Origin of the sequence: Levilactobacillus paucivorans (genome assembly GCF_001437125.1) — a bacterium.
GTDB lineage: Bacteria > Bacillota > Bacilli > Lactobacillales > Lactobacillaceae > Levilactobacillus > Levilactobacillus paucivorans.
In genome coordinates this window covers 1-380 of sequence record NZ_JQCA01000127.1, presented here as the reverse complement: position 1 = coordinate 380, position 380 = coordinate 1, and the positions used below count along the sequence as shown (strand labels likewise).

Sequence of the window (380 nt, the reverse complement as noted above, 5' to 3'; positions counted from 1 at the left end):
ATGCTATTTAATTGGAAAAACAGTACCTTAATTAAGCACGCTGTTGGTGAAGATGTGACTAAACAATTATTGACAATTAACCAACAAGAAAGCTCATTAAAAAAGGCAGATGAACTCTTAAACAAAGTGGTCGATCGTACCACGAAAAAACTTTATCCAGAGCTTAATTTTGAACAGACCACGCAAGCTGAAAGACGAGAATTAATTAAGGAAACCGATAGCGAACAAACAGTTTTCAAGGGTAGTGAATTAAACGAACGTTTAATGAACATTCGTGATGATTTGTTGACCCAACAATTATTGACCTTTACCAAACGGCCATATGTTGGCTGGAAGTTATTAATGCAACAAGAAAAGGAAGTCAAAATCGAGCTTAAATA

1 pseudogene is annotated in these 380 nt (G+C 35.0%); it reads left to right on the top strand.

What is annotated here, in order from left to right:
- Window positions 1-380 (top strand): annotated as a pseudogene (locus tag IV54_RS09590) (MobQ family relaxase); the annotation flags it as partial.